The sequence below is a fragment of the Psychrobacter sp. TB20-MNA-CIBAN-0197 genome, from assembly GCF_040309765.1.
In the GTDB taxonomy this organism is placed as follows: Bacteria; Pseudomonadota; Gammaproteobacteria; order Pseudomonadales; family Moraxellaceae; genus Psychrobacter; species Psychrobacter submarinus.
In genome coordinates this window covers 1-379 of record NZ_JBEOPC010000167.1, presented here as the reverse complement: position 1 = coordinate 379, position 379 = coordinate 1, and the positions used below count along the sequence as shown (strand labels likewise).

Below are 379 nucleotides of genomic sequence, written 5' to 3'. Positions count from 1 at the left end.
GCTCTTTGTCGGCCTTGGAGTAAACGGCGACGGTCTTGATGCCCATCTCTTTGCAGGCACGCAGAATCCGCAGGGCGATCTCACCGCGGTTAGCGATCAGAACTTTTTCCAACTTCGCAGTCATCAAAGGCTCTCCGCGGTTCAAACGATGGTGAACAGCGGTTGGTCGTACTCAACCGGCTGGCCGTCTTCGACGAGGATGGATTCGATCACACCGCTGGTTTCAGCTTCGATGTGGTTCATCATCTTCATGGCTTCGACGATGCACAGGGTGTCGCCTTTCTTCACGGTCTGGCCGACTTCAACGAAGGCTGGCGAGGTTGGCGAAGATTTACGGTAGAAGGTGCCGACCATCGGCGAACGGGCAACGGTGCCGTTC

The 379-nt window shown here is 56.5% G+C and carries 2 protein-coding genes; both read right to left on the bottom strand.

Annotated features, from left to right (window positions below; all coding sequences use genetic code 11):
- Positions 1-124, bottom strand: a 124-nt coding sequence (locus AAEY83_RS13150) for a biotin carboxylase N-terminal domain-containing protein (RefSeq protein WP_351059411.1), incomplete at its 3' end; no start/stop codon positions are given.
- Positions 125-141: 17 nt separating this feature from the next.
- A partial coding sequence (gene accB, locus AAEY83_RS13145; protein WP_351059408.1) for an acetyl-CoA carboxylase biotin carboxyl carrier protein occupies positions 142-379 on the bottom strand: 238 nt, incomplete at its 5' end.